This window comes from Aeromonas sanarellii, assembly GCF_000820085.1.
In the GTDB taxonomy this organism is placed as follows: domain Bacteria; phylum Pseudomonadota; class Gammaproteobacteria; order Enterobacterales; family Aeromonadaceae; genus Aeromonas; species Aeromonas sanarellii.
In genome coordinates, this window is record NZ_CDBN01000065.1 from 1 (window position 1) to 22340 (window position 22340).

The 22340-nt window shown below is 63.9% G+C and carries 22 protein-coding genes and 9 tRNA genes; 14 read left to right on the forward strand and 17 right to left on the reverse strand.

What is annotated here, in order from left to right; all coding sequences use genetic code 11:
- The 3 genes from BN1132_RS12680 to BN1132_RS12690 all read left to right on the forward strand — a co-directional run.
- Positions 1 to 480, forward strand: a 480-nt coding sequence (locus tag BN1132_RS12680) for a methyl-accepting chemotaxis protein (RefSeq protein WP_042078009.1), incomplete at its 5' end; no start/stop codon positions are given.
- 99 nt (positions 481 to 579) lie between these two features.
- The gene (locus BN1132_RS12685) at positions 580 to 1248 is read left to right on the forward strand and encodes a LysM-like peptidoglycan-binding domain-containing protein (protein WP_042078011.1); all 669 of its coding nucleotides are present in this window, start codon (positions 580 to 582) and stop codon (positions 1246 to 1248) included.
- A 296-nt stretch (positions 1249 to 1544) separates the two neighbouring features.
- On the forward strand, positions 1545 to 1754 hold the full coding sequence (locus tag BN1132_RS12690) for a cold-shock protein (RefSeq protein ID WP_005297820.1): 210 nt from the start codon (positions 1545 to 1547) through the stop codon (positions 1752 to 1754).
- A gap of 367 nt (positions 1755 to 2121) precedes the next feature.
- Here BN1132_RS12690 and BN1132_RS12695 read toward each other — a convergent pair.
- The 8 genes from BN1132_RS12695 to orn all read right to left on the reverse strand — a co-directional run bounded on the left by BN1132_RS12695 (position 2122) and on the right by orn (position 3540).
- A tRNA-Gly gene (locus tag BN1132_RS12695) sits at positions 2122 to 2197 on the reverse strand.
- 24 nt (positions 2198 to 2221) lie between these two features.
- Positions 2222 to 2297: transfer RNA gene (locus tag BN1132_RS12700), tRNA-Gly, on the reverse strand.
- 37 nt (positions 2298 to 2334) lie between these two features.
- Positions 2335 to 2410, reverse strand: a tRNA-Gly gene (locus tag BN1132_RS12705).
- A gap of 24 nt (positions 2411 to 2434) precedes the next feature.
- Positions 2435 to 2510, reverse strand: a tRNA-Gly gene (locus BN1132_RS12710).
- Positions 2511 to 2534: 24 nt separating this feature from the next.
- Positions 2535 to 2610, reverse strand: a tRNA-Gly gene (locus tag BN1132_RS12715).
- 31 nt (positions 2611 to 2641) lie between these two features.
- A tRNA-Gly gene (locus BN1132_RS12720) sits at positions 2642 to 2717 on the reverse strand.
- Between the two features lie 24 nt (positions 2718 to 2741).
- Positions 2742 to 2817 (reverse strand) — tRNA-Gly (locus BN1132_RS12725).
- 177 nt (positions 2818 to 2994) lie between these two features.
- On the reverse strand, positions 2995 to 3540 hold the full coding sequence (gene orn, locus BN1132_RS12730) for an oligoribonuclease (RefSeq protein WP_042078012.1): 546 nt from the start codon (positions 3538 to 3540) through the stop codon (positions 2995 to 2997).
- A gap of 92 nt (positions 3541 to 3632) precedes the next feature.
- Here orn and rsgA point away from each other — a divergent pair, with 92 nt between their 5' ends.
- Genes rsgA through BN1132_RS12755 form a run of 5 tightly spaced genes read left to right on the forward strand, consistent with a single transcriptional unit; the run spans position 3633 to position 6478 of the window.
- Complete coding sequence (gene rsgA / locus BN1132_RS12735; RefSeq protein WP_042078014.1) at positions 3633 to 4667, forward strand: small ribosomal subunit biogenesis GTPase RsgA; 1035 nt, start codon at positions 3633 to 3635, stop codon at positions 4665 to 4667.
- Between the two features lie 30 nt (positions 4668 to 4697).
- Entirely contained in the window at positions 4698 to 5570 is an 873-nt protein-coding gene (gene asd / locus BN1132_RS12740; RefSeq protein ID WP_042078055.1) for an archaetidylserine decarboxylase, read from the forward strand.
- On the forward strand, positions 5567 to 5818 hold the full coding sequence (locus tag BN1132_RS12745) for a VF530 family protein (RefSeq protein WP_042078015.1): 252 nt from the start codon (positions 5567 to 5569) through the stop codon (positions 5816 to 5818). The genes asd and BN1132_RS12745 overlap by 4 nt, the downstream gene beginning before the upstream one ends.
- Positions 5819 to 5822: 4 nt before the next feature.
- Positions 5823 to 6074, forward strand: coding sequence for a DUF2960 domain-containing protein (locus BN1132_RS12750; RefSeq protein WP_042078018.1), 252 nt, complete (start codon positions 5823 to 5825; stop codon positions 6072 to 6074).
- Positions 6075 to 6076: 2 nt separating this feature from the next.
- Positions 6077 to 6478: a hypothetical protein gene (locus BN1132_RS12755; protein WP_042078020.1), complete on the forward strand. Its 402-nt coding sequence runs from the start codon at positions 6077 to 6079 to the stop codon at positions 6476 to 6478.
- Between the two features lie 73 nt (positions 6479 to 6551).
- Here BN1132_RS12755 and BN1132_RS12760 read toward each other — a convergent pair whose 3' ends face one another.
- Entirely contained in the window at positions 6552 to 7046 is a 495-nt protein-coding gene (locus BN1132_RS12760) for a hypothetical protein (RefSeq protein WP_042078021.1), read from the reverse strand.
- A gap of 171 nt (positions 7047 to 7217) precedes the next feature.
- Here BN1132_RS12760 and BN1132_RS12765 point away from each other — a divergent pair, with 171 nt between their 5' ends.
- On the forward strand, positions 7218 to 9188 hold the full coding sequence (locus BN1132_RS12765) for a sensor domain-containing protein (RefSeq protein ID WP_042078024.1): 1971 nt from the start codon (positions 7218 to 7220) through the stop codon (positions 9186 to 9188).
- Positions 9189 to 9264: 76 nt separating this feature from the next.
- Here the strand turns inward: BN1132_RS12765 and rraB are convergent, their stop codons facing one another.
- On the reverse strand, positions 9265 to 9600 hold the full coding sequence (gene rraB, locus BN1132_RS12770) for a ribonuclease E inhibitor RraB (protein ID WP_042078026.1): 336 nt from the start codon (positions 9598 to 9600) through the stop codon (positions 9265 to 9267).
- 496 nt (positions 9601 to 10096) lie between these two features.
- Between rraB and BN1132_RS12775 the strand changes: the two genes are divergently transcribed.
- From BN1132_RS12775 to BN1132_RS12785, 3 genes are all read left to right on the forward strand, one after another.
- Positions 10097 to 12310: an immune inhibitor A domain-containing protein gene (locus BN1132_RS12775; RefSeq protein WP_244462941.1), complete on the forward strand. Its 2214-nt coding sequence runs from the start codon at positions 10097 to 10099 to the stop codon at positions 12308 to 12310.
- Between the two features lie 177 nt (positions 12311 to 12487).
- A tRNA-Phe gene (locus BN1132_RS12780) sits at positions 12488 to 12563 on the forward strand.
- Positions 12564 to 12570: 7 nt separating this feature from the next.
- A tRNA-Asn gene (locus BN1132_RS12785) sits at positions 12571 to 12646 on the forward strand.
- A gap of 65 nt (positions 12647 to 12711) precedes the next feature.
- Here BN1132_RS12785 and BN1132_RS12790 read toward each other — a convergent pair.
- Complete coding sequence (locus tag BN1132_RS12790) at positions 12712 to 12933, reverse strand: hypothetical protein (RefSeq protein WP_042078030.1); 222 nt, start codon at positions 12931 to 12933, stop codon at positions 12712 to 12714.
- 164 nt (positions 12934 to 13097) lie between these two features.
- Positions 13098 to 13232, reverse strand: coding sequence for a hypothetical protein (locus tag BN1132_RS20390; protein ID WP_081843827.1), 135 nt, complete (start codon positions 13230 to 13232; stop codon positions 13098 to 13100).
- 224 nt (positions 13233 to 13456) lie between these two features.
- On the opposite strand from BN1132_RS20390, the gene BN1132_RS12795 reads away from it, so the two are divergent.
- Both BN1132_RS12795 and BN1132_RS12800 read left to right on the forward strand, forming a co-directional pair.
- The gene (locus BN1132_RS12795) at positions 13457 to 14734 is read left to right on the forward strand and encodes an alpha/beta hydrolase (RefSeq protein ID WP_042078032.1); all 1278 of its coding nucleotides are present in this window, start codon (positions 13457 to 13459) and stop codon (positions 14732 to 14734) included.
- A gap of 98 nt (positions 14735 to 14832) precedes the next feature.
- Positions 14833 to 18396 carry an ATP-binding cassette domain-containing protein gene (locus tag BN1132_RS12800; protein WP_042078034.1) on the forward strand — a complete coding sequence of 1188 codons (3564 nt, stop codon included), beginning with the start codon at positions 14833 to 14835 and terminating at the stop codon, positions 18394 to 18396.
- A 53-nt stretch (positions 18397 to 18449) separates the two neighbouring features.
- On the opposite strand, the gene BN1132_RS12805 is transcribed toward BN1132_RS12800, so the two are convergent.
- The 5 genes from BN1132_RS12805 to trmB form a co-directional block, all read right to left on the reverse strand.
- On the reverse strand, positions 18450 to 18659 hold the full coding sequence (locus BN1132_RS12805) for a YgdI/YgdR family lipoprotein (protein ID WP_042078035.1): 210 nt from the start codon (positions 18657 to 18659) through the stop codon (positions 18450 to 18452).
- 198 nt (positions 18660 to 18857) lie between these two features.
- Positions 18858 to 20141: a sulfurtransferase gene (locus tag BN1132_RS12810; protein WP_408855614.1), complete on the reverse strand. Its 1284-nt coding sequence runs from the start codon at positions 20139 to 20141 to the stop codon at positions 18858 to 18860.
- Between the two features lie 38 nt (positions 20142 to 20179).
- The gene (gene glsB, locus BN1132_RS12815) at positions 20180 to 21100 is read right to left on the reverse strand and encodes a glutaminase B (RefSeq protein WP_042078039.1); all 921 of its coding nucleotides are present in this window, start codon (positions 21098 to 21100) and stop codon (positions 20180 to 20182) included.
- A gap of 98 nt (positions 21101 to 21198) precedes the next feature.
- Positions 21199 to 21531 carry a YggL family protein gene (locus BN1132_RS12820; RefSeq protein WP_042078042.1) on the reverse strand — a complete coding sequence of 111 codons (333 nt, stop codon included), beginning with the start codon at positions 21529 to 21531 and terminating at the stop codon, positions 21199 to 21201.
- A gap of 26 nt (positions 21532 to 21557) precedes the next feature.
- On the reverse strand, positions 21558 to 22271 hold the full coding sequence (trmB, locus tag BN1132_RS12825) for a tRNA (guanosine(46)-N7)-methyltransferase TrmB (protein WP_042078043.1): 714 nt from the start codon (positions 22269 to 22271) through the stop codon (positions 21558 to 21560).
- Positions 22272 to 22340 lie beyond the last annotated feature (69 nt).

The window sequence follows — 22340 nt, forward strand, 5'->3', positions numbered from 1 at the left end:
CAGACCAACCTGCTGGCCCTCAACGCCGCCATCGAGGCGGCCCGGGCCGGCGAACAGGGGCGCGGCTTCGCGGTGGTGGCGGACGAGGTGCGCAAGCTGGCGGGCAATACCCAGCAGGCGGTGCAGAACACCCAGGAGCTGATCGAGAAGATCCGCCACAGCTCGGCCAACGCGGTCAATGCCATCCAGCAGAGCCAGCAGCTGACCCATCAGGCGGTGGGCGAGGCGGATCAGGCGGAGGCGGCGCTGGACAGCATCTTCCAGGCCATCGCCACCATCAACGACATGACCTACCAGATAGCGTCCGCCGCCGAGGAGCAGAGCTCTGTCTCCGAGACCGTCTCCGGCAATCTGTCAAAAACCAGCGCACTGGCCAACGACATCGCCCGGGACGCCACCAGCACGGCCAACGCCAGCCAGGCCCTGCGTCAGGCGGCGGAGCGTTTGCAGCAGTTGTTGGGACAATTCCGTCTCAACTGATAATTTTCATGCTCTGGACTCTCCCCCTCGGGGGCGAGTCCGTTTACCATAGGCGGCATATTTGCCTGATGGCAGGCAATGTAGTGAGAGGTAAATGCCGTGCCCACCCCGGACCGTCGCCCACGTGGCCATAACAGACGAGCCCAGCAGCGTCGCCAAGACGAATCACAAGGAACCCTGCTCCAACGTATCAACGCGGCTACCCTGCCCCTGCGCCAGCGCCTCGGCCAGGGCATGAGTGGCCTGGGTCAGCGCAACAAGGAGCCAAAGGCGGCCTCGTTCAGACTGGCAAGCCCGCTGCCCCGCAAACACACCATAGGGTTACTGGTGCTGATCCCGCTCTGGCTGATAGTGCTGGCCTGGGAGCCTTCCCCCAGCGCACCGGCGGCCGCCCCGTCCGGTTCCCTTGCTGTGCCACTCGCCGTACCGGCCCAGGCGCTGACCGTGGGCAGCGAGACGGCCGGCAGCGCGCCAGCCGCGACCAAGCCGGTCGAGGAGAAGGTGGACGGCACCTGGCTGCAGCACGAGGTGCAGGCGGGCGAGACCCTCTACTCCATCTGGCGCAAGTTCGAGCTGCCGGGGGCCGAGCTCAGCCGTCTCATCGCCATCGAAGGGCCTGATCGCCCGCTGACCCGACTGCAGTCCGGCAAGTCGGTCTTCATTCTGGTGGACGCCAGCCGCCGCATCCAGCGGGTCGAGATCCGCTCTTTCGGTCAGGCAAACTATCGCTACGACCGCCAGGGGGAAGGGTTCGCCCTCAAGGAGTGAGGCACAGTCAGCCACAGTGCGATCGTGCAGACGGGAGGCCATGGCCTCCCGTTTTTTTGACGTGAAGCATGAAACAAGCCGCTGACTTCACAATACTTTTAGCTTGCTCAAAAAATGAAAAGGGCCAAATTGACAAGGGATCGGGCTCCAGTACAATCGGTCAGGCTTTAGACAGGGATTGTGCTACATGCTACTGGGACAAAGAGACGTGGTCAGTCATGCTTCAACCCCTGGCTTCCAGGCAAATGCAGCCTAACGAGGCTTAGTTTCATTTTGTTATAGATAGGACTTACCACATGTCTGACATTCGCACCGGCCAAGTAAAATGGTTCAACGAAACCAAGGGTTTTGGCTTCATCGAGCAATCCCAGGGACCGGACGTTTTCGTTCACTTCTCCTCCATCCAGAGTGCAGGCTTCAAGACCCTGGCTGAAGGTCAAAAAGTCCAGTTCACTGTGACCCAGGGCAAGAAAGGCCCTCAGGCCGAGAACGTCACCGTTATCTGAGCCGGCACCAGTGAGTCTGTAGGAGGAGCCAAGGCCCCTCCTATTTTTTTGTCCGTCATTTCCCCTCCCCGCACGAACCGCTGCCGCCATCAGCCACTTAGATCTTGCTTGCAGGAAAAGGTGAGCGCAGAGCTGGCCGAAAGCCGCATCCGGCAAAGCATAACGGCGCGATGTGGTGGGCAATGCGAACGGATGATGAGGGCTTCGAGGAGAGATTGGAGTGGGAAACGGAGACTCGAACTCGCGACCCCGACCTTGGCAAGCGCGGATCATGCTCTACCAACCGGGTATGGCAAGCATTGTCTTGGGAAACTGGATGCGCGAACTTGGCGCAGAGAGATTGGATTTGAAGGATCTGACGAGAGATTGGAGCGGGAAACGAGACTCGAACTCGCGACCCCGACCTTGGCAAGGTCGTGCTCTACCAACTGAGCTATTCCCGCAACAGGATGTCGTCTGCACATGGTTGGAGCGGGAAACGAGACTCGAACTCGCGACCCCGACCTTGGCAAGGTCGTGCTCTACCAACTGAGCTATTCCCGCAACGGAATACCATCTGCAGCACTTCATAAAACAAGCTTGGAGCGGGAAACGAGACTCGAACTCGCGACCCCGACCTTGGCAAGGTCGTGCTCTACCAACTGAGCTATTCCCGCAACGGTATGTCATCTGCACATGATTGGAGCGGGAAACGAGACTCGAACTCGCGACCCCGACCTTGGCAAGGTCGTGCTCTACCAACTGAGCTATTCCCGCAACGGAATATCATCTGCAAATGTTTGGAGCGGGAAACGAGACTCGAACTCGCGACCCCGACCTTGGCAAGGTCGTGCTCTACCAACTGAGCTATTCCCGCAACATGGATTGTCTTGAGGCTGGCGGATGATTGGAGCGGGAAACGAGACTCGAACTCGCGACCCCGACCTTGGCAAGGTCGTGCTCTACCAACTGAGCTATTCCCGCATCGGAATAATCATCTGCACATTTTGGAGCGGGAAACGAGACTCGAACTCGCGACCCCGACCTTGGCAAGGTCGTGCTCTACCAACTGAGCTATTCCCGCAAAACCTGAAAACAGACCGTACAGCATTTGGTTGCTTGCGCTACTGTACGGGAGCCGAATTATAAGAGCAGACATTCCAATTGCAAGGGCTTTTTTGTCTGGTTGCAGCCGTTCGCTCAAAAGCTGGCCGAACTGCCGATTTTAGCAACCGGGCGACAGCAACCCCTTGCCTGTCACTCAGATTTTGAAGACGTGGGCGCGGTAGAACTGCAGCTCGGCGATGGATTCGCGGATGTCGTCGAGGGCCTGGTGAGAGCCGCTCTTCTTGAACTGCTCCAGCAGCTCCGGCTGCCAGCGGCGCACCAGCTCCTTGATGGTGCTGACGTCCACGTTGCGATAGTGGAAGAAGGCTTCCAGCTCCGCCATGTGCTTGACCATGAAGCGGCGATCCTGGCCTATGCTGTTGCCGCACAGCGGGCTGGTGCGTTCGGGCACCCACTCCCGGATAAACGCCAGCGTTTCGGCGATCGCCCTGGCCTCGTCGTATTCACTCGCCTTGACCCGGGCCACCAGGCCGCTCCTGGTGTGGGTGTTGACGTTCCACTCGTCCATCTTGGCCAGCTCTGCGTCGCTCTGGTGGATGGCGATGACAGGCCCCTCGGCCAGCACGTTCAGGTCCTTGTCGGTGACTATGGTGGCGATCTCCAGTACCACGTTCTCTTCGGGGTCCAGACCCGTCATCTCCATGTCGATCCATACCAGGTTCTGCGCGCTGACTGTCATGATTGCTCTCTTCAGTTGGGAGGAATGGCGGAATTTTGCCAATTTGCATGTATCATACTGGCTTTGGATCTGTTCATAAACCGGCAAACCCCGTGGCAAAGAAAGCAAAACTCAATCTGGGTCAACAAAGGCGCGTCCAGGCCAACCGCGATCGGCGGCTGCAAAAAGAGCACACGACAGTGGTGGATGACACCCTGTTCGGACCCGCCATCGAAGGGGTGGTGATCAGCCGCTTCGGCCAGCATGCGGACGTGGAGGCGAGCGACGGCACCATCCACCGCAGCAACCTGAGGCGCAGCAGCATCAGCAGCCTGGTGTGCGGCGACAAGGTGGTCTGGCGTCCCGGCCTCAATGCCGCCACCGCAGGCGTCATCGAGGCGGTCCATCCGCGCCATTCTGTGCTGACCCGGCCGGACTTCTACGACGGGGTCAAGCCCATCGCCGCCAACATCGACCAGATCATCATCGTCTCCGCGGTGATGCCGGAGTTCTCCACCAACATCGTCGACCGCTATCTGGTGGCGGCGGAAGACGTGGAGATAGCGCCCCTCATCGTGCTCAACAAGGTGGACATGCTGGACGAGGCCGCCCGCGCGCAGGTCGAGCGCCAGCTCGAGACCTACCGCAAGCTCGGCTACGAGGTGCTGCTGGTGAGCTGCGAGAGCGGCGAAGGGCTCGATGAGCTGAAAGCCGCCCTCACCGGCAAGATCAGCATCTTCGTCGGTCAGTCCGGGGTGGGCAAGTCGTCCCTCACCAACGCCCTGATGCCGGGGCTGGACGTGCTCACCGGCGAGATCTCCGAAAACTCGGGACTCGGCCAGCACACCACCACCACGGCACGGCTCTACCACTTCCCGAGCGGCGGCGACCTCATCGACTCCCCCGGGATCCGCGAATTCGCGCTCTGGCACCTGGAAGCCGATCGCATCACCTGGTGTTTCGTCGAGTTCCGCGACTACCTGGGCGGCTGCAAGTTCCGCGACTGCACCCACAAGGACGATCCCGGCTGCGCCCTGCGCACGGCGGTCGAACGCGGCGCCATCAGCGCCGATCGCTTCCACAACTATCACCGCATCCTGGAAACCATGCAGGAAGCCCGCCACGGTCGCCAACAGGCGCGGCTGTGACCCATTCAACGAATTCTGTAGATGAAGATCATGAGCATCACTGACAACCTGAAAATTGCCGGTCAATACTGTCTGCCCAAACACGCCCTCTCCCGCCTGGTGGGCAAGCTGGCCGCCGCCGAGGCCGGCAACCTCACCACCAAGGTGATCGAGGCCTTTATCAAGCAGTACGGCGTCGACATGAGCGAGGCGCTGCACGAGAGCCCGGCCCACTACAAGAGCTTCAACGCCTTCTTCACCCGCGAGCTCAAGCCGGGGATCCGTCCCGTGGTTGAGGACGCCATGACCCTGGCGCTGCCGGTGGACGGCACCGTCAGCCAGCTCGGTCCCATCAGCCAGGGCCGTATCATCCAGGCCAAGGGCCACGACTACAGCGCCCGTGAACTGCTGGGCGGCTATGAGGATCTGGTGGCGCCGTTCAAGGATGGCGACTTTGCCACCATCTATCTGGCGCCCAAGGATTACCACCGCATCCACATGCCGCTGGACGGCGTGCTGGAGAGCATGGTGTTCGTACCCGGCGATCTCTTCTCCGTCAACCCGCTCACCGCCGAGAACGTGCCGAATCTGTTCGCCCGCAACGAGCGGGTGGTGGCCACCTTCCGCACCCCGCACGGCCCCATGGCGCTGGTGCTGGTCGGTGCGACTATCGTTGCCAGCATCGAGACCATCTGGGCCGGCAATATCGCGCCGACCAAGCAGAAGGAAGTGGTACGCTGGGACTACAACGGCGATGAGGCCATCACCCTGCAAAAAGGCGCCGAGATGGGGCTGTTCAAGCTGGGCAGCACCGTCGTCTGCCTGTTCGGCCCGGGCATGCTGGCGGGCTTCGAGCCCCACCTCGCCAACGGGGTCACCACCCGCATGGGTCAGCCCTTTGCCACCCTGGCGGCGCAGGCATGAGCGAACAGTCGCCCACTCCCCAGAAGAACAACCCGCTGCACGGGCTGACGCTGGAGGCCATCGTCACCGCATTGGTGGCCCACTATGGCTGGGAAAGATTGGGGCAGGAGATCAACATCCGCTGCTTCACCCAGGACCCCAGCATCAAGTCCAGCCTGAAGTTTTTGCGCAAGACCCCCTGGGCGCGGGAGAAGGTCGAGAGCCTCTACCTCTACGTCCAGCGCAAGCAAGCCACATCGAAGGAATAACGCCATGGCGTTCAAGATTACCTACACCTACAAGAAGCAGGCCAAAGAGATCGGCTACGCCAACGACAAGTTCAACAGCATCTACGATGCCATTGCCGCCGCCGAGGGCATCGATCTCACCCGCTTCCACGCCATGGAGGAGCAGCTGGCCCAGGTGTGCCGGCGCGACAAGAAGAGCGTGAAGGACTACAGGGAGAACTACTTCAAGGAGCTGGGGTTCGCCAGCATCGTCATCGAACGGGATCCCAAGGAGTAAGCATGCGCACCCTGACTCTGATAGCCGCCTCCCTGCTGCTGGCCGCCTGCAACGGCACGCAGCAGGCCCAGATGGTGGGGGCTGACCGCGACGAGCACGGTTGCATCGGCAGCGCTGGCTATCAATGGTCCGAGCTGACCGGCCAGTGCGTGCGGCTGTTCGAGCAGGCGGTGCGGCTGCAATCTCTGGAGGCGAGCGAAACCGGCAGCGCCTTCGTGCTGTTCAACGACGATCGGAGCCAGGCCGAGCTGACCCTGCCGAGCGGCGAGCGGGTTCGCCTGATCCGTCAGGGGGAAGAGGGTGGCTGGTCCTGGCAGGGCGGCGCCTATCAGCTCTATCCCTGGAAGGGCTATGTGCTCAAGTCCGGCGAGCGGGCGCTGTTTCATGGTGACAGCGCACTCTGAGTGCAACTCCCGCGGCAAACGACAGACACAAAAAACCCCGTTGCAGGCAACGGGGTTTTTCTTTGGGGCCTGTTCAGTTGCCGAGGGTGGCGAACAGGCTCTGCTCCAGGCTGCCGCGGGAGACACACACCGGGGTGATAGAGGGGGCCAGTACGCGCTCGCCGGAGGACTCGACGAAGTAGAGCTGGGTGTTGCCCTTGACGTTGACGGTCGCCACGCTGTTGTTGCCGCTTTGGGTGATGATCAGGTTGATCTGCAGATTCGGGTTGCCCAGTGCGACCTTGGACCCCATGGTGCCGCAATCCAGCCACTCCAGCCCCTCGGCCGAGTTCTCGACGTTGGCGGTCATCAGGCCGGAGCCCCGCTGGCTGTTCTCGATGTTCAGGCCGTGATCGCCAAACCACTTCTCGGCGCGGGCCCACACCAGATCCACCGGGATCGCCATCTCCTGGGTGTTGTTGGTCGCCTTGGCTACCGGCGGGGTATAGCGGTACTGCTCGCCACCGTTGTTGTCGCTGGCACAACCCACCATCAGCAGGGCCAGTGCTACTCCCACTATCTTTTTCATGCTGCTTCTCTCATCCATATAATCCGGCCATAGGCCAACCGGCGGCTATTATGGCGATCGCGACACAGACTGTCAGCAGGGATCCGCATAAATGGCAGACTCTTAACCCGTGCTTTACAAAACTTGCCTGTTATCATAGATTTGCTCGAAGTCTCCCCCGTGAGTGCTCCCGTGAATTCTTCGCTCTCCCTGGCGCTGCTGCAGCAGATCATCGACCAGTTACCCATGAATATCTTCTGCCGGGATACAAACGGACGGTACCTGTTTGCCAACAAGGTCTTCGCGAGGGAGGCCGGGCTGCAGCACCCGGATGAGGTCATTGGCAAGTGCGATGCCGAGATGCCCTGGGGGGATGTGTTCCGCGAGGAGGACGATCACCTGCTGGCCGAGGGCAAGCCCCTGCTGCATCAGCAGCTCCATTGCCACAACGGTGCCGCCACCGGCTGGATGGAGATCCACAAGGTCCCCCTCTATGGCAAACAGGGCGAGCCCATCGCCCTGTTTGCCATGATCAGCGCCATCGACCAGCGCAAGGAGCTGGAGCAGACCTATCGTCAGCAGCAGCTGCTGCAGCGCCGCCTGCTGGACGCCATTCCGGACCTCATTCGCCTCGAGGATCACCAGGGCGTGCTCATCGACTGCAACCAGGCCTTTCTCGACTTCATGGGGCTCGCCGCCAGCGAGGCCCTGGGTCGGCGTGTGCCGCCCCGTCTGCCCGTCGAACAGACCCTGGGGCAGGGGGAATACTGCGTGGTGGATGCCCAGGGTCAGGGCCGCCACCTGGAGGTCACCCGGGTCGAGGTACCGGACGACGAGGGCAACTCCCTCGGCATCCTCACCCTGAGCCGCGACATCACCGGGCTGCGCACCACCCAGGCCCAGCTGCAACAGGAGCAGCACTACGACAGCCTGACCGGCCTGCTCAAGCTCTCCCACTTCCTGCAGACCAGCCGCCATCTCGGCGCCCGCAAGGCCAGCCTGCTGCTGGTCGACCTGCAGCACTTTCGCGAGATCAACGATCGCTTCGGCATCCGCATCGCCGACCGCCTGCTGAGCCAGGTCGCCCGCCGCCTACAACGGCTGGCACCGCCCCAGTCCCTGCTCTGCCGGGTGGCCGCCGACGATTTCGCCCTGCTGCTGCCCGAGCTCCCCATCTCCCTGGACGAGTGGAGCCGCAATCTGCAACAGGAGCTGATGATCCCCTACCAGGTGGAGGAGCACAGGATCCAGATCCCGGTCTTCCTCGGCATCGCCCATGGCAAGGCCAAGGATGCGGAGCGGCTGCTGAGCCACGCGGAGGCTGCCCTGGCCCAGGGCAAGCGCCAACAGCAACACTGCACCCTGTTCGACCCCGAGCTGGATGCCAAGCTCAAACGCCGCCAGCTCATCGCCGTCCAGCTGCCGCTCGCCATCAAGTCCGCCGAGCTGACCGCCGTCTACCAGCCCATCATCTGCACCCACAGCAACCAGCTGCACGGGGCCGAACTGCTCTGCCGCTGGCCCCATCCGGAGTTCGGCATGATCTCCCCGGACGAGTTCATCCCGCTGGCGGAGGAGCTTGGGCTCATCGGCCAGCTCGGCCAGCTGATGCTGGAGCTGGGCTGTGCCCAGCTCGCCCGCTGGCAGGTGGCGGCGCCGGATCTGGTGCTCTCCATCAACCTGTCGCCGCTGCAGTTCCGCGATCCCGAGCTCTGTCCGCGGATCTTCGCCTGCATCGAACGCCACGGCCTCGCCCCCTGGCAGCTGGAGCTGGAGATCACCGAAGGGGTGCTGATGGAAAACGCCGACGAAATCGAGAGCAACCTGGCCAGCCTGATCGAGGCGGGCTTCCAGCTCGCCATCGATGACTTCGGCACCGGCTACTGCTCCCTGGCCTACCTGCCCAGGCTGCAGGTGGCGACCCTCAAGCTGGACAGAAGCTTCACCCAGGGGCTGGCCACCAACCAGGCCACCACCGCCATAGTGCGCTCCGTCATCGGTCTGGGCCACGAGCTTGGCATCAAAATCACCGCCGAAGGGGTGGAGACGGCGGAGCAACAGGCCTGGCTGGCGCAGGCCGGCTGCGATCGGCTGCAGGGCTACCTGTTCAGCCACCCCCTTCCCCCCGCGGACTTCGCCCGCAACTACCAGCTGCCGGCCTGATGCGCCACCAACGACAAGGCCACCCTGAGGTGGCCTTGTCGTGTTTGCTGAGGGTGCACAGGCGCATCCGGCGCCCTTACTCCTGGAAGTAGGTGCCCCAGCCGTCGTAATCCACTCCGTACTTCTCGAGGATAGGCAGCATCTTCTCGATGTCGGCGACTATGGTCTCCACATCCAGCTTGCACTCCACGGTGGCGTCGAAGCAGAAGATGGTGGCGCCGTCGTCCAGCTCCATCTCCTCGGCGTCGGTCACCTCGAACCCGGCCTTGAACAGATCCACCGCCGCCTTCTCCAGCAGATCGAACTTCTGGCAGGCAAAGTGATGCTCAATCTCATACTCCAGATCCGGATTGCTGCCATCGGCCAGCAATTCGTTGACGATGGCGGCGGTCTCTTCGCGCCACTCTTGCATATTGGTATTCATATAAACCCCAGGCGGTGTTGGATGGAGGTCAGCCCCGACTGGCGGGTGCACCGGACGGCGCCGTCCCGGGTCTCGGGGGGGATGATTGCGGCAAAGCATACCCGCAGAGTGCTGCTGGCTCAATCGGTGGGAGAAGATAACTGCCGGACTCCTCTCCTCCCAGATGGTGGTCCCCCCCAAAAGGGGAAAATCAGTGCAATGCTCCACCCCAAGGTTGGGTTCCGATGGATACATCCTTGCCGCTATGACTTTACCTGGTCATTCCCCTGCCCTCTTCACGACAGCCAGGGTTTCCCTCCACCGCCACCCCGGATGACAAATGGGCCGCCTGGCGGTATCAAGGGACGCGGGTGAATCATCACCCGCCCGGAAAAGGAGCCCGCCAGGCTCCTTTCTGATCATGTGAAGGAGCACATAGATAATGCCTAAAAAAACAATAATGAGCCTGCTTGTCGGCTCGACCCTTATGATTGGAAACCAGGCCATGGCCGCCCCGGTCCACGGTCCGTTCGATGCCCCCCTGGCCGACGAGGTGAAGGTGCTGGAGATGCTCAAGAAGAGCGGCCGCATCCCCACCCTGGCCTCCCCCGAGCAGGAGCAGGCGGCCCTCGCCCGCTACTACCGCGAGAAATCGCGGGCCTATCAAGGCAATGGCGGCACCCTGGCGGTGAAAGAGGGCCAGGTGCGCGAGACCATCCTCAAGAAGATCCGCCTCAACGGCACCGCCCGTCCCGGCGATCGGGTGCCCACTTTGCTGCTCAAGGCCATCGAGAAAGAGCACTACCGGGGCCAGATGCGCAAGGACAAGATCCTCGCCATCCTGGTGGACTTCCCCGACTACCCGAAGAACAGCGTGCGCCCCGAGCTCACCAAGATGTACTACCCGGATTACACCCCGGCGCACTACAACGATCTGCTGTTCTCGTCCAAGGGCTATGCGGGCCCGAACGGCGAGCGGTTCATCTCCATGCGCCAGTTCTACGAGCAGCAGTCCGGCCAGAGCTACAGCGTGCGCGGTCAGGTGGCGGGCTGGTATACCGCCGACAGGAACGCCGCCTACTACGGCGCCAACGCCACCCCGGAGACCATCCGGGAGCTGGTGAAGGAGGCGCTGATCCAGGTGGCAGGAGACCCTGCCATCGATCTGGCGCAGTTTGACCAGGAGGATCGCTACGATCTCAACGGCAACGGCAACCGCAACGAGCCGGACGGTCTTATCGACCACCTGATGATCTTCCACTCCAGCGTCGGCGAGGAGGCCGGTGGTGGCGATCTCGGTGAAGACGCCATCTGGGCCCATCGCTGGAATCTGGGTGCCCCCTACCCCATCCCCGGCACCAGCAGCCCGAGCCAGAACTTCGGCGGCCAGTTTGCCGCCTACGACTACACCATCCAGCCCATCGATGCGGCGGCCGGGGTCTGTGCCCACGAATATGGCCACGATCTGGGGCTGCCGGACGAGTACGACACCAAGTACACCGGCAAGGGAGAACCGGTGGCGACCTGGTCCATCATGTCGTCCGGCTCCTGGGCCGGGATCATCGGCGGCACCGAGCCGACCGGGTTCTCCGCCTGGGCCAAGGAGTTCCTGCAGGCCTCCCTCGGCGGCAACTGGCTGCACGGCAGCAACGTGCAGCTCGCCGATCTCAGCCCCCGCGGCAACGTCTACATGCTGGATCAGGCCAATGACAAGGGGCGCAACGACGATGTGGTGCGCATCAACCTGCCGGCCAAGCAGATCCCGCTCAACCCGCCCTACGCCGGCCAGTACCAGTACCACGGCGGCAAGGGCAACAACCTCGACAACCGCATGAGCCTCAAGCTGGATCTGAGCGGCAAACAGAGCGCCAGCCTCGGCTTCAAGGCCAAGTATCAGATTGAAGAGGGGTACGACTACGCCAGGGTGCTGGTCAATGGCCAGCCCATCCCGGGCAACCTGACCACCAGCGACGATCCCAACGGGATCGGCTTCGGGATCGGCATCACCGGCAACTCCAACGGCTGGACCGATGCCGAGTTCGATCTCACCCCCTGGGCCGGTCAGCAGGTCACCCTCACTCTGCAATACCAGAGCGATGGCGGCGTGGCCGAAAACGGGCTGTTCGTGGACGAGCTGCAGATCCTCGCCGATGGCGACACCCTGCTGAGCGACGGGGCCGAGGGCAGTTCTGCCTTCACCCTGGCCGGCTTTGTGAAGAGCAACGGCAACGAGGCCAAGGATCACTACTACCTGGCCGAGTGGCGCAACCACGCTGGGGTGGACAAGGGGCTGGCCCACATCAACGTGGCCGACCAGCTGATGCGCTACGAGCCGGGCATGCTGCTCTGGTACGTGGACAACAGCCAGGTCAACAACTGGGTGGGTGTCCACCCGGGTGAGGGCTTCCTCGGGGTGGTGGATGCGGATCAGCGCACCCTCAAGTGGAGCGACGGTGCCGTGGCCGGCACCCGCTACCAGATCCACGACGCCACCTTCAGCCTGGGCTTCCAGCAGCCGCTCAACCTGAAACACCCGAGCGGCTCCCTGCTGCGCGACTTCTGGATCACCCCGAACCGGGTGTTCAAGGATTCCCGCAGCTACCAGAGCAAGGAGATCCCGGATGCCGGTCGCCTGCTGCCCGAATACGGGCTCAAGATCGGCGTCACCGGTCAGGCCCGTGACATGAGCACCGGGCGGATCATCGTCAGCCGCCACTGAGCACGACACTGATGACCAGGGGGCCCAGGGCCCCCTTTTTCGGCACCGTACAACGCAGTGCGAGGCAGGACAACAGTGCCGATGAAGGGGGGATTGCTCGGTTATCGAGCGAACGACACCGCAATCTGCACCCCGTGGTTGACACCTCGGTCCAGAAAGGGTTTAATGCGCGCCGTTGCCCAGATAGCTCAGTCGGTAGAGCAGGGGATTGAAAATCCCCGTGTCGGCGGTTCGATTCCGTCTCTGGGCACCAAGACTCTTCCTCCGTAGTTCAGTCGGTAGAACGGCGGACTGTTAATCCGTATGTCACTGGTTCGAGTCCAGTCGGAGGAGCCAAATTTGAAAGGCCCGCTCAATCGAGCGGGCCTTTCTGCATCTTGTCCTTCCCCGGGCGCGTCATCCTAGTAGCGGTTCTCGTCGCCGTGCCACACATGCCCTGCCGAACAGGCCCGCGCGACCTCGTGACAGGGGTCGTCCGCATGGCGGCGGAAGAAATGCTGATCCTGTTGCAGCAGGAGCGAACTCATCGAGTGATTCATGCCGGCCAGCGCCTCGCCAGCGGTCAATCCTGCAACCCGGTGATCGGTGGCCAAATGGGCCAGAACTTTTTCACGACTATTCATGATCGCCTCCCTCTGTGGATCCCGTCGTAACTTGACCATAGCAGCAGCGCTCCGAATACCGCAAACCCGCGCCAGCAAAGGGTTTCAGGCCGGTCCTGGTTAGCGCCCGGGGCGCCAGACATGCAAAAGCCCGCTCATCAAGAGCGGGCTTTTACTTCATTCTGCTAGCCGCCGTTGCAGGCCGCCAGCAGCAGGGTGGCCCCGCAGGTGGCGCTGAAAACCAGCAAGCCTGCCTGCAACACCCCCTCCGGATCCGTCTGTTTCCTTTTCTTCCTGAACCTTGTCCATCTAGGCTTCATCGAGCCTGCTCCATCCTTTCCTGCACCCCTGCCCTTCTCGGCAGGCGGCCCATCTTCGTCCGGGGAGACGCCCGCCGTCAATCGCCCGGGCGCAATAATTCAGCTCCCCGCTCCCGCCATGACCGCGGCCCCTCATCTTGTTAACCATCAGGAAAACCGGCGTGACCCCTCTGCGCGCCAGGGCTATGATGAAGCCGACGATTTCCACCCCAGGGAGACCCCAGATGAGCAGCCCCTTGCACTACGTGCTGGATGGCATCCATTGCGAGCCACACTTCTTCACCGTGCCCCTCGACCACCAGCGACCGGACGACGAGGAGACCCTCACCCTGTTCGGCCGCACCCTCTGTCGCCAGGACAAGCGAGACGCTGATCTGCCCTGGCTGCTCTATCTGCAGGGGGGCCCGGGCTTCGGCGCCCCGCGCCCGACCGCAAGCGGCGGCTGGATCAAGCGGGCCCTGCAGGAGTTTCGGGTGCTGCTGCTCGATCAGCGCGGCACCGGCCACTCCAGTCCCATCCACGCCGAGGCCCTGGCGGGGATGTCCCCCCGGGAGCAGGCGCACTACCTCGGCCATTTTCGCGCCGACAGCATAGTGCGGGATGCCGAATACGTTCGCGAGGTGCTGAGCCCGGGAAGCCCCTGGAGCCTGCTCGGCCAGAGCTTCGGCGGTTTTTGCAGCCTCACCTACCTCTCCCTGTTCCCGGACAGCCTGCACGAGGTCTACCTCACCGGCGGAGTGGCCCCCATTGGTCGCAGCGCGGACGAGGTCTACCGCGCCACCTACCGGCGGGTGGCGGACAAGAACCGCGCCTTCTTCACCCGCTTCCCCCATGCCCAGGCCATCGCCAACCGGCTGGCCAACCACCTGCACCACCACGACGTGCGCCTGCCCAACGGCCAGCGCCTGACGGTGGAGCAGCTACAGCAGCAGGGGCTGGATCTCGGGGCCAGCGGCGCCTTCGAGGAGCTCTACTACCTGCTGGAGGACGCCTTCATCGGCGAGCGGCTCAACCCCGCCTTCCTCTACCAGGTGCAGGCCATGCAGCCGTTCAACACCAACCCGGTGTTCGCCATATTGCACGAATCCATCTACTGCGAAGGCAGCGCCAGCAACTGGGCGGCCGAGCGGGTCAGGGGCGAGCACCCCGAGCTCAACTGGGCACCGGGCAAGGATTTCGCCTTCACCGGCGAGATGATCTTCCCCTGGATGTTCGAGCAGTTCCGCGAACTCATTCCCCTGAAGGAAGCCGCCCATCTGCTGGCCCAGAAGGCGGACTGGGGCCCTCTCTACGATCGGGCGCAACTGGCCCGCAACCGGGTGCCGGTGGCCTGCGCCGTCTATGCCGAGGACATGTACGTGGAGTTTGACTACAGCCGCGACACCTTGCGGGGGCTTGGCAACAGCCGCGCCTGGATCACCAACGAGCACGAGCACAACGGCCTGCGGGTCGATGGCGAACAGATCCTGGACCGGCTCATCCGCTTGAACCGGGATCGCTGATCCCGCGCGGGCGATGCCCCCGCCACAATAAAGAATATCGAGGGCGGCCCATGAGCCGCCCCGCCCATGGAAGCAACACAAAATAATAAGGACACCCATTGGATCACCCGGAAATCTCGGCCGGCTGGCTGAGTCGCCTCTTCTATCGCTGGACGGGCCCGCTGCTGCGCAAGGGGTTGAGCCAGCCCCAGGTCGGTCTCGACGATCTCTACCCCCTGCTGCCGGAGGACAGGCGCGACGGGCGCGCCGACGCCTTCCTCGCGCTCACCGCCCGCCAGCCGGTACGCCCCTGGCCCATCACCGCCTTCATCTGGCGCCACTACAAGGGGCGGATTGGCCTGCTCACCCTGCTGCAACTGTTCGGCATGCTGGCGACCCTGGCCAGCCCCTGGCTGCTCAACCACGGCATGACCCAGCTCGGTACCGACGCCACCACAAGCCACAAGCTGCTGCTGGCCCTGGCCCTGTTCGCCTCCGTGCTCGCCGCCGGCATGCTGGCGGAGCACTCCCTGCAACTGGCCCTCAAGATGCACGTCCCCATCCGCCGCCTGCTGGCGGAGTCCCTGCTCGCCAAGGTGATGAAGCTGGGGGGCAAGAGCTTCGACGACCGGGCCGGTGGTCGGGTGCAGAACCTCATCAACCGGGACGTCTGGGACATTACCTGGATTCTTGCGGACCCCGCCATGCCGCTCACCATGGCACTACAGCTGGCGGGTACCATCACCCTGCTGGTGTGGCAGGTGGGCAGCGCCGGCCTGGTGGGCTTCGCGGTGCTCGCCCTGCTGCTGCTCGTCTCCACCCGGGTGGTGCGGCGCATGAACCAGCAGGAGCAGCAGCTCAAGCGTCAGCAGGACGAGCGCAACGGCATCCTGGCGGAATACATCAAGAAGCTGCGGCTGGTGCGCCAGAACGGGCTGGGCCCCTTCTTCACCGGGGCGGCCAACGCCAAGCGCCGGCAGGAGCTGGGGGTGCTGGGCCGGGTACTCAGGCTCGATGCCCTCAACGAAGGGCTGATGCTGGGCACTCCGCTGCTGGTGACGCTCGCCACCTTCACCACCTACCTGATGTCGGGCAACACCCTCACCCTGCCCCAGGTGTTCACCACCATCGCCCTGTTCACCGTGCTGCGCATCCCCATGATGCGGCTGCCCTACCTCATCCGCACCCTGATCAACTTCAACACCGGTTTCAACCGGCTGTGCGAGTTCCTCAACAGCCCCGAGCAGCACCGGGATCTCACCGACCCCAGCCTGCCGGCAGGGGCCTTGCAACTGGATGGCGTCACCGCCCTGCACCAGCAAAAGCCGGTGCTGGAGGGGATCAGTCTCACCATCGCACCGGGGGAGCTGGTGGGGATCACAGGCCCCACCGGGGCGGGCAAGAGCTGCCTGTTGCACCTGGTCGCCGGCTTCGACGACGGCTTCGAGGGCAGCATCCGTCGCCACGGCCGGGTCGCCCACCTGGGGCACAAGCCCTGGCTGATGAACGACAGCATCCGCAACAACATCCTGTTCGGCCAGCCCTGGGATGAGGCGCGCTATCGCTGGGTGCAGGGCGCCTGCGCCCTCACTGCCGATCTCGAGCAGCTCAGTCACGGGGATCAGACCCTGGTGGGGGAGCTCGGTACCCGCCTCTCCGGCGGTCAGCAACAGCGGGTCGCCCTGGCCCGCGCCCTCTACGCCCGGGCCGATATCCTGCTGCTGGACAACCCCTTGTCTGCACTCGACCCCGTGGTCGCGGCCCAGGTGCTGGCGCAGGGGCTCGCCTTCAGGCCGGGGCCGACCCGGCTGCTGGTGAGCCATGACCCCGACGTGCTGGCCCGCTGCGATCGGGTGATCCGCATCGAGCAGGGCCGGCTGGTGGAGCTAGACGCCCACCAGCTGGCGGACCTCATCCAGCACCCGCAGCCTGCCCCTCTGCTCGCCCCCCAGGAGGCGGAGCAATTCAGCGAGGAGAAGGTGGTGGAGGGCAAGGTGGACTGGGGACTCTTCGGCTTCATGTGGCAGCGCCTGGCTGCTCCCGGCGCCATCCTGATCGCCCTGCTGCTCACGCTAGGTCAGGAGGGGCTGCGCATCGCCTCGGATCTCTGGCTCGGCGGCAAGGCCGAGGTGAGCGATGTCAGCACCCTGCTCGGCATCTATGTGCTGCTGGGGGCTGGATCGCTGGTCTGCATCATGGTGGTGCGGGTCATCAACTACAAACTCGGCCTCAAGCTGGCCTGGACCCTGTTCGACGGCATGCTGGGGCGCATCAGCCGCGCCCCCATGGCCTTCTTCGACAAGGTGCCCCAGGGGCGCATCCTCAACCGCTTCGATCGGGATCTCGGGGAGGCCCAGGAGATCCTGCTGTCGATGCTGATGGGGCTGTTCGGCATGCTGGTCTCTGTGCTGCTGCAGGTGATGGTGATCGGCATCAACATCCCCCTGCTGCTGCTCATCGCCCCCCTGGTGGGCTGGGCGCTCTACGTGCTGCAGCGCCGCTACCGGGCGGTGCAGCTCAAGCTGCGGCGCCAGTCCTCGGTGCTGCGCTCCCCGCTCTACATCAGCATCAGCGAGACCATCCGCGGCGCCCCCGCCCTGCGCCTGGCCGGGGCCGAGCGCTTCGCACTGGATCAGGTGCTGCATCACTATGACAACAACCTGCGCAGCTGGTACACCACCACCTCCATCAACCGCTGGCTCGGCATGCACCAGACCCTGCTCTCCGCCGCCCTGGTGGGTGCCGTGGCGCTAATGGTGGCCTTTGGCAACAGCCCGCTGCTGGGTGCCGTGGCCATCACCTACGCCTTTACCGCCTCGGCCATGCTCAACTCCCTGATCCGCACCTTCGCCGAGGTGGAGCAGGTGATGAACGCGGTGGAGCGGGTGCGGGAATACAGCGAAATAGAGAGCGAACGCCAGGAGGGAGAGGCCCTCGCCACCCCTCACCCCGCAGTGCGCTTCGACAACCTGGGGCTGCGCTATCCCCAGACCAGCCAGTGGGCACTGCACAAGGTCAACTTCGAGCTGGCCCCCGGCGAGAAGGTGGGTGTGTGCGGGCGTACCGGGGCAGGCAAAAGCTCGCTGCTGGGGGTGCTGCAGGCCATGTATCCCGCCTCCCAGGGGGAGATCCATTACGGCGATCAGCCGCTCTCCCGGCTTGCGCCTGAGGCAGTGCGCGCACTCTACGATACCGTCTCCCAGATCCCCCTCACCTTCTTCGGCACCCTGAGGGCGAACCTGGCCCCCTTGGCTGCACACGACGACGCCGTGCTGGAACAGGCCCTGGCCCGGGTGGGGCTGGCCGAGCGCTGCGCCGGCCGGCTGGATGAGGATCTCGACAGGCTGCAACTCTCCGCTGGCGAGACCCAGCTGCTGGTGATCGCCCGCATCCTGCTGTCGCACCGCCCGCTCATCGTGCTGGACGAGGCCACCTCGGATCTCAGCCACGGCGGCATGCGCAAGATGGCGGCGCTACTCTATCGCTACCGCCCGGAAGCCAGCTACCTGGTGATCGCCCACCACCTGGAGCCGCTCTTGTCAGTGGACAAGGTGGTGGTGATGGAGGCCGGCACCGTGGTGGAGCAGGGGTCGCCGGTTAGCCTGCTGGCCAACCCGGACTCCCGCTTCCACCGCCTGTTCGCCGGCCAGGTCAACCGTCAGGTGGAGGAGCTGCTCAAATAGCGCCGAAACAAAGAGGGCTGCCCAGGGGCAGCCCTCTCGCCATGCCTCGCGCCTCAGCGCTCCATGATCTGGGTGATGTCGTCCTTGTTGATCAACATCTCCCGCCCCTCTTCGTCGTAGTAGCGGTACATGCCCGTGTCCTCATCCAGCCTGGGCTTGCTGTCGGTGGTAATCATCTTCCCGTCCCGGGTGCTCATGATGTATTGGGAGCTGCACGCCACCAGCCCCAGGGCACACACCAGGATCATCGTCAGTCGTTTCATCGCCCGCCTCTTCTCCCTCTGGCATCCTCAGGACGAGGATGTTTCTTGAAGCCTAGCTCAGGCGCCTTCCCCCGAATGGGTGCCGCCAGAATATGAGAACAGCGAGGCTGATCAGCGAATTGACAGTGGGATATGCCAGGATGCACCAATGAAAAAGGCCGGACAGGGTCCGGCCTCTGGTTTCCATCGGTGCAAACATCACTCGGCAGGCGTGCGCTCGCCGGTGACCGTGGGGTTGGCAGGGTCGGCACTCCACTCGTACCAGCCGCCGTCGTAGACGCTGATCCGCTTCCAGTCCATCAGCCAGGCGTAGAAGAAGGCCTCGGAGGCGCGCCAGCCGGTGCCGCAGTAGAAGGCGGCCTGCTGGGTCGGCTCGATGTGCCACTCGTCCCACATGGCGAGGATCTCCCGGGCCGGCTTCATGGTGCCGTCCGGGTTGTGGAAGTCGCTCATGCTGTTGGCATCCACGCCCCCACGACCCCACTTGGCCCCGGGGATGTCGCCCTTGGGCTTGATGTAGCTGTAGCCCGAGGTGTTGCCGACGAACTCGTCCCAGGTGCGCACGCTGACCAGGGCGCCGTCGGGCTGCTTGAGCAGCTCTTTCGCCTGACTCAGGGTGGTGTAGTACTCGGGACGGGCCGGAATGGCGACGCCGAACTCCTTGGCCGGCTTGAAGGTGTTGGCCAGGCCGGTCTCGGTGCGCAGGTGCTGCACGAACCAGGCGTCCAGGCCGCCGTCCAGCAGGCGCACGTCCTCGACGCCCGCGTACATCATCAGGTGCGCCGCCCGGGCTGCCGCCATGGTGTTGCGACCGTAGAGGATGACGGTGGTGTCGTGGCGAATGCCGTTCTCCAGCAGCAGGGCCTTGAGCGCCTCGTCAGAGACCTTGTTCCAGAGCGGTTCCGCCTCCAGGCGGTTGGTGTCGATGTAACCGGCCCCCGGGATGTGGCTCAGCAGGTAGGCCTTGGGCGCGCCCCAGTCCACTTCGAAGACCTTCCAGTCCCCCTTGGGGGCGGCGGCGACCGGCTTGCCGGCCTGCAGATCCGCCAGCCAGAGCGGATAGACCAGCTGCTGCCAGCGGGCCAGGTACTCCCGGGGGGCCTCCTTCCAGCCCTGCAGCTCGAACAGCTGCTTGATGCCCTGCTGGCGCAGCAGGCGGGCCACCTCGGCCACTTCCCGCGGGGCGCCGTAGAGAGCGACCGGCCGATCGGCCTTCAGCCCCTTGCTGGTCAGCGCCTTGGCCCACTCCTCGTCACTGTATTTCCACTCGGCGGAGAGCAGCTCGGCGCCGACCACGTGGCCCCCCTGCTTCTCCCCTTCCATGGGCCAGCCCTGATAGAAATAGCTGGGGCGGGTATCCAGGATCACCGCCTGCTTCGCCTTGGCATCGGCCAGGGAGAGGGGGGGCAGTTCGGCGGCCAGAGCCGGCCAGGCAGACCAGAGCAGCAAGGCCGCCAGCGCGGCCCGCCACACAGCTGTCATTCGTTTCATGATGTCGTCTCGATGCTAGTGAACAAAGGTTAAAAGATGGAGCGGCCAAGGCGCTCTGCCAGCAATTCCAGCGCCGCCGTCCCCGCCAGGGAGTTGCCCGCCTTGTTGAGCTCGGGCGACCAGACGCAGACCACCAGCTCCCCCGGGATCAGCGCCATGATGCCGCCCCCCACCCCGGACTTGCCCGGCATGCCGACCCGGTAGGCGAAGTCGCCCGCCTCGTCGTAGAGGCCACAGGTGGCGAGCAGGGCGTTGACCTGTTTGGTGGTGCGGGCCGGCAGCAGGGGCGTCGTCTCGCCAAGGGGCACGCCACGGTTGGCCAGATAGATGAAGGTCCTGGCCAGATCGACGCAGCTCATGCGGATGGCGCAGGCATTGAAATAGCTCTGCAGCACCTTGTCCACCTCGTTCTCGAAGTTGCCGTAGGCCTTCATCAGATAGGCGATGGCCGCGTTGCGGGCGGCGTGCTGGTATTCGGAGCGGGCCACCACCTGATCCGCCATGATGACCGGGTTGCCCGAGAGGCGGCGGGCCAGCTCCAGGGTGCGCTGGCGCGGGGCGGTGAGCCGGGTCTCCAGCAGATCGCTCACCACCAGGGCGCCGGCGTTGATGAAGGGGTTGCGGGGGATACCGTGCTCGAACTCCAGCTGCACCAGGGAGTTGAACGGCTGCCCCGAGGGCTCCTTGCCGACCCTGGCCCAGATCTCCTCCTCCTGATAGAGGGTGAGGGCCAGGGTCAGGCTCAGGGCCTTGGAGATGCTCTGGATGGAGAAGGGCTCGAAGGCATCACCTGCGGTGAACAGCTCCCCCTCCACGGTACAGACCGCGATCCCCAGCCGGTTCGCCGGCACCTGGGCCAGCGCGGGAATGTAATCGGCCACCTTGCCCTGCCCGAGCAGCGGTCGCACCTCTTCCAGGATGCTGGCCAGTAATTCGGATGACAACACCATCGGCAATTCCATGACGTGAGACGAGGCGGGACCAGCCCACCGACAAAAATCCCGCCGGCGGCGGGATTTTCTATCTGCCCGTGACAGGCAGTCCGATATCAGGCCGGCTCGCCGTACCAGAGGTCGAACAACTCGGTGACCACCACGGCTTCCAGCCCCTTGGCTTGCAGCCAGGACTGGATGGCGGCGCGATCCTCGTCGGTGCACTTGCCGAGTTGCTGGGTGCAGATCATGCCTTCCCAGGCCAGGTGACCCGAGCCGGCGAAGGCCAGCTTGCGAGGCTCCACCACCTCGTCGATCAGCGCATCGACCACGGCATCAATGGTCTCTTCGGCGGTGCCGACCGGGAAGTTGAAACTGATGTCGAACCCCATTTCCTGGAATTCGTCGACGCGCAGTTTCTTACGCAGGCGGCGGCTACGGTTGGCCATGATAGCTCCTTAGTTGATACGTTGACTCAGTTGACTCGTTTGAAAATCAGATCCCAGACCCCATGGCCCAGACGATGGCCACGTTGCTCGAATTTGGTCAGCGGGCGCCAGTCGGGACGGGGCACCCAGTTGCCGCTGGCGGAGGTGTTCTCGTACCCCTCGGCGGCGCTCATCACCTCCAGCATGTGCTCGGCGTAGTTTTCCCAGTCGGTGGCCATGTGGAAGACGCCACCGATGGCGAGCTTCTGGCGAATGGCCTGGGCAAAGGCCGGCTGCACGATGCGGCGCTTGTGGTGACGGCTCTTGTGCCAGGGGTCGGGGAAGAAGAGCTGCAGGCAGGAGAGAGAACCGTTCGGGATCATGTGCTCCAGCACCTCCACCGCATCGTGGCAGAGGACGCGCAGGTTGGTGACCCCCGCCTCCTGGGCGGTGCCGAGGCAGGCGCCCACGCCCGGGGAGTGCACCTCGATGCCGATGAAGTTCTTCTCGGGGGCATGCTTGGCCATCTCCACCAGGGAGGCGCCCATGCCGAAGCCGATCTCCAGCACCACGGGGGCCTCGCGGCCAAACAGCGCGACCAGGTCGAGCTGCTTTTGCTCAAAATCGATGCCCATGACCGGCCAGAGCTCTTCCAGGGCCTTCTCCTGCCCCTTGGTCAGGCGGCCTTCGCGACGGACGAAGCTGCGGATCTTGCGCATGAACTTGCCGTCTTCGTTAAACACATCTTGGGTCACAGACATAGTAAATTGCTCGTTATTTCATCGCTCTGGAGCAGAGGCGACATAAATGGATCGCTCGTTATTGCATCA

Bases quoted from the DNA above. Each gene is read 5' to 3' on its own strand.
- BN1132_RS12690 (WP_005297820.1), top strand. From the start codon at position 1,545: ATGTCTGACATTCGCACCGGCCAAGTAAAATGGTTCAACGAAACCAAG.
- orn (WP_042078012.1), bottom strand. From the start codon at position 3,540: ATGACAGTCAGCGCGCAGAACCTGGTATGGATCGACATGGAGATGACG.
- asd (WP_042078055.1), top strand. From the start codon at position 4,698: ATGAGCATCACTGACAACCTGAAAATTGCCGGTCAATACTGTCTGCCC.
- BN1132_RS12745 (WP_042078015.1), top strand. From the start codon at position 5,567: ATGAGCGAACAGTCGCCCACTCCCCAGAAGAACAACCCGCTGCACGGG.
- BN1132_RS12750 (WP_042078018.1), top strand. From the start codon at position 5,823: ATGGCGTTCAAGATTACCTACACCTACAAGAAGCAGGCCAAAGAGATC.
- BN1132_RS12755 (WP_042078020.1), top strand. From the start codon at position 6,077: ATGCGCACCCTGACTCTGATAGCCGCCTCCCTGCTGCTGGCCGCCTGC.
- BN1132_RS12760 (WP_042078021.1), bottom strand. From the start codon at position 7,046: ATGAAAAAGATAGTGGGAGTAGCACTGGCCCTGCTGATGGTGGGTTGT.
- rraB (WP_042078026.1), bottom strand. From the start codon at position 9,600: ATGCAAGAGTGGCGCGAAGAGACCGCCGCCATCGTCAACGAATTGCTG.
- BN1132_RS12775 (WP_244462941.1), top strand. From the start codon at position 10,097: ATGGCCGCCCCGGTCCACGGTCCGTTCGATGCCCCCCTGGCCGACGAG.
- BN1132_RS12790 (WP_042078030.1), bottom strand. From the start codon at position 12,933: ATGAATAGTCGTGAAAAAGTTCTGGCCCATTTGGCCACCGATCACCGG.
- BN1132_RS20390 (WP_081843827.1), bottom strand. From the start codon at position 13,232: ATGAAGCCTAGATGGACAAGGTTCAGGAAGAAAAGGAAACAGACGGAT.
- BN1132_RS12795 (WP_042078032.1), top strand. From the start codon at position 13,457: ATGAGCAGCCCCTTGCACTACGTGCTGGATGGCATCCATTGCGAGCCA.
- BN1132_RS12805 (WP_042078035.1), bottom strand. From the start codon at position 18,659: ATGAAACGACTGACGATGATCCTGGTGTGTGCCCTGGGGCTGGTGGCG.
- BN1132_RS12810 (WP_408855614.1), bottom strand. From the start codon at position 20,141: ATGACAGCTGTGTGGCGGGCCGCGCTGGCGGCCTTGCTGCTCTGGTCT.
- glsB (WP_042078039.1), bottom strand. From the start codon at position 21,100: ATGGTGTTGTCATCCGAATTACTGGCCAGCATCCTGGAAGAGGTGCGA.
- BN1132_RS12820 (WP_042078042.1), bottom strand. From the start codon at position 21,531: ATGGCCAACCGTAGCCGCCGCCTGCGTAAGAAACTGCGCGTCGACGAA.
- trmB (WP_042078043.1), bottom strand. From the start codon at position 22,271: ATGTCTGTGACCCAAGATGTGTTTAACGAAGACGGCAAGTTCATGCGC.